Source organism: Psychrobacillus sp. (assembly GCF_056205495.1).
In genome coordinates this window covers 1-3165 of the sequence record NZ_JBAEAP010000166.1, presented here as the reverse complement: position 1 = coordinate 3165, position 3165 = coordinate 1, and the positions used below count along the sequence as shown (strand labels likewise).

At 33.6% G+C, this 3165-nt stretch carries 4 protein-coding genes; 1 reads left to right on the top strand and 3 read right to left on the bottom strand.

Translation table 11 applies throughout. From position 1 onward, the window contains the following. Positions 1 to 39 precede the first annotated feature (39 nt). Positions 40 to 405 carry a hypothetical protein gene (locus tag AC06OU_RS04955; RefSeq protein ID WP_475854361.1) on the bottom strand — a complete coding sequence of 122 codons (366 nt, stop codon included), beginning with the start codon at positions 403 to 405 and terminating at the stop codon, positions 40 to 42. Positions 406 to 538: 133 nt separating this feature from the next. Beyond that, positions 539 to 1438 (bottom strand): aminoglycoside phosphotransferase family protein, encoded by a 900-nt coding sequence (locus AC06OU_RS04950; RefSeq protein WP_475854360.1) that lies wholly within the window; start codon positions 1436 to 1438, stop codon positions 539 to 541. Positions 1439 to 1605: 167 nt separating this feature from the next. Here AC06OU_RS04950 and AC06OU_RS04945 point away from each other — a divergent pair, with 167 nt between their 5' ends. Beyond that, positions 1606 to 2085, top strand: coding sequence for a GNAT family N-acetyltransferase (locus AC06OU_RS04945; RefSeq protein ID WP_475854358.1), 480 nt, complete (start codon positions 1606 to 1608; stop codon positions 2083 to 2085). A 347-nt stretch (positions 2086 to 2432) separates the two neighbouring features. Here the strand turns inward: AC06OU_RS04945 and AC06OU_RS04940 are convergent. Then, positions 2433 to 3165, bottom strand: a 733-nt coding sequence (locus AC06OU_RS04940; RefSeq protein ID WP_475854357.1) for a DUF4097 family beta strand repeat-containing protein, incomplete at its 5' end; no start/stop codon positions are given.

Here is a 3165-nt window from a genome sequence, read left to right as displayed (position 1 = left end):
GCGAAAGCACACGTTAGCATAACAAGGAATTCTTTAATTTTAACTATTATGTTCTTTATAGTAGTCACTTTCCGTAAATTTATCAAAATTTCCATCATGTTCTCTTTTTACTATAACGACTTTACTATCTTCGTTCGAGCTGTATATTTCTTCTCCAACTTCTAGAAAATTGGATGATAGATTGTCCTTTGGCATTACTTCTTTATCTACTTTTTTAATAACTTCTCCAATTTTATCCGCGACTGTGAATTCATTATTTTCAATATCACCTTGCCAAGTGTACTCTTTCCCATTAATTATCAAATATGCACTATAAGAACTTTCCGAACTTCCACTTTCACAACCAAACAACACAACTAAAAAAAATATAGGTATTAGGATTGATAGTATATTTTTTCTAAGCATATTAATTCCCCCTTCACCGAAATAGACAATTGAAAATTACAATGCTTTCAAATTCAAAGTTCTTGTTCAACTTACAAAACCACTTCACTAAAAATCAATCCGAGCTTTTTTTAACATAACCAAGCTAACTAACTTACTCAACTAGGAAGCTTCGAAAATGTTGAGTGCTTATGTAAGATATCTCCCAGCACGGATCTTTGTCCTCGATAGCCCAGCATGCACTCAAAGTTCCCATTATAAAACTAGCTTTTATTAGTTTTTGTTTATCTAACTGTAATAAATCAGAAATTCTATTTATTCGATTATGTAAAACTTGTTTCACATCCAAACTTTTTGGAAGATGATTAACCATAAAGGAAGTAAAGTCAAAATATAGATGACCATTCACTCCTTTTGGATCTATAGCTGTCCAACCATGTAAGTCGGAAAATAGGATGTTTTCATGATGCAAATCTCCATGCAAAAGAAATGTCTCATCTTTGTTGTTTATAAATTCGCCAATAAAAGATTTGGCTTCTAATACAAATTCCTTCAAAGGGTACTCGTCTACATACTCACTCCTCAAAAAACGATCAAAACCTGAGAACCATGTAAGGATTTCTGTAGTTGAGTATGTCGGATTTACTGTTCTTGGTAGTTTGCTCCACACCTCAACATATGTTTCGATTGCCTCTTCCTCTGACAAATCAGAAAGCATATTGCCTGGGGATAGTTTTTCGAGTAACATAATCCCGTCCTTGTGATCAAATAGAAGTAATTTTACACATCCTGTTCCGTTATATGTAATAAGCGTGTTGATTTCATTAGAAAAATCCCAGTTAGGAACTCCTATTTTGAGAATTGCTTGTGTTCCATCTTGCTGCTTTACGTTTAATACATAGTTATAAGACAGGTTGTCTACTGGTTCCTCTATCGACAAATCCCATTTTTCTTTATATTCTTCTATTATCAGATGTAATCGATTGAGCCATTGTTTTCCTTCTTCTTGGAAAGCTCCTGTTATTTTATCTACAAATGCTGCTGGATACTTCATTTAAACTTCATCCTTTATTGTTATTTGACCTATTCCTGATAAACTAGTTTTCTCTATTATATTACTTGTTTATTTTATAAAGTAAGAAAATTTAAATTTTAGAGTTGCAAAAACATAGCACTCTAGTAAAATAAATAAAAATATATAGTAGAAGTAGGAGACATACAATGGAAATATTAATAGAATGTGCGACTTTACATGATTTTAATGCGATTAATTTATTAGTTAAAGAAGGCCATGACGAACATTCCCTTGCCTTACCAAATATTTTTAGACAGGTCGACCAAGTAATGCCGGATGAATACTACCATTCGTTATTAACAAATCCATCCAGTGAAATATTAATAGCGAGGCTTGCTGATGAGGTAGTTGGTTTTGCTGTATTAGAGGTTAAAGAAGCTCCTTTGTTCGACTCATTAATTCCAAGAAAGTTTGCATATATCAATGACTTTGGAGTGGCAGGCAAGCATAACAAAAAGGGTGTTGGCAAAAAAATATTCCATGCATGCCTGGATTGGGCAAAAAGCCAAGGAGCAACTACATTGGAACTGAACGTGTGGGAATTCAATAATGGCGCCATTTCCTTTTACGAAAGTCTTGGGATGGAAACAGCAAGCAGGAAGATGACAGTTAGTATAGTTGAATAATTATAAATTGGAGTAGTCTAATATCACGATGAAAATAGAGGAAGTTTGAAAGCTAAAGCTCAACTAAAAAGTCCAGGTAGTTTATACTTGGACTCAAGCAATACGTGGATGTAATAAAATGTTCTGACCCTTTCTGGTAAGAACATACGAATATTGATTTGCAAGGTTCTAGTTCATTTCCGCAATATTGTTACCCATCTCTGCAAGGTTCTCTCTCGTCTAAGCAAGATTTATTTACGTCTGTGCAAGGTTTTTATACTCTAGTAGATTTGAGCAAAACCTTAACCATAAAAAAAGAATGAACTATAAAAGTCCATTCTAACTCTTATTATATTTTCCATAAAAATTTATTTAACAGATATACTGCCTAAATCCGTATCCAGCTCAATTTGATACTTGCCTTTGCCATATGTTATGGATTTATCAGAGGATCCGTAAATATTAATACCACCGAAATCAGTGCTTGATGTGATTGTTGCGTTTGTAGGTTCCTGATCGGAGTTCACCTCAATGCTTCCGTTGTCCGTGCTAAGGCTAATATGCTGATCTAGGGTTTTCGTGTCCAAAGAAATAGATCCATTATCTGACTCTGCATCGATTTTTCCTTCAATATTCTTCAAGGAAACTTTTCCATTATTCGTTTCTGCATATACGTCCTTGCCAGTAATATCTTCCAATTCTATTGAACCATTATCAGATTCGAATATAAGTTGATCGCCCTTAATGCTATTTACTTCTACACTCCCATTCGAAGTAGACACCATCATATCTTCGTATTCTTTTTCAGGTAAATAAATATTTAGCTGATTACTTCTTGAATTAATACCAAATTGAAATGTATTCCACCATTTTTCTTTTAGCTCTACAAAAAGAGTATTGCCCTTCACTTTAACAGAAAGATTATTCCTATTTTGTTTGGATGAATACTCAACCGACGTATCCGAACTAGTCGTAGGTAATATAGTAATGGACGCGTTGTCGGAAGTGACTTCTACATTTTCAAACTGTTCATTAATAGTTGTTATCTTAGCAGCGTCTACTTGATAAAATCCTCTTACATTAAATGCAATATTTACTACA

Coding starts and splice junctions, on each gene's coding strand:
- AC06OU_RS04955 (WP_475854361.1), bottom strand. CDS start 405: ATGCTTAGAAAAAATATACTATCAATCCTAATACCTATATTTTTTTTA.
- AC06OU_RS04950 (WP_475854360.1), bottom strand. CDS start 1,438: ATGAAGTATCCAGCAGCATTTGTAGATAAAATAACAGGAGCTTTCCAA.
- AC06OU_RS04945 (WP_475854358.1), top strand. CDS start 1,606: ATGGAAATATTAATAGAATGTGCGACTTTACATGATTTTAATGCGATT.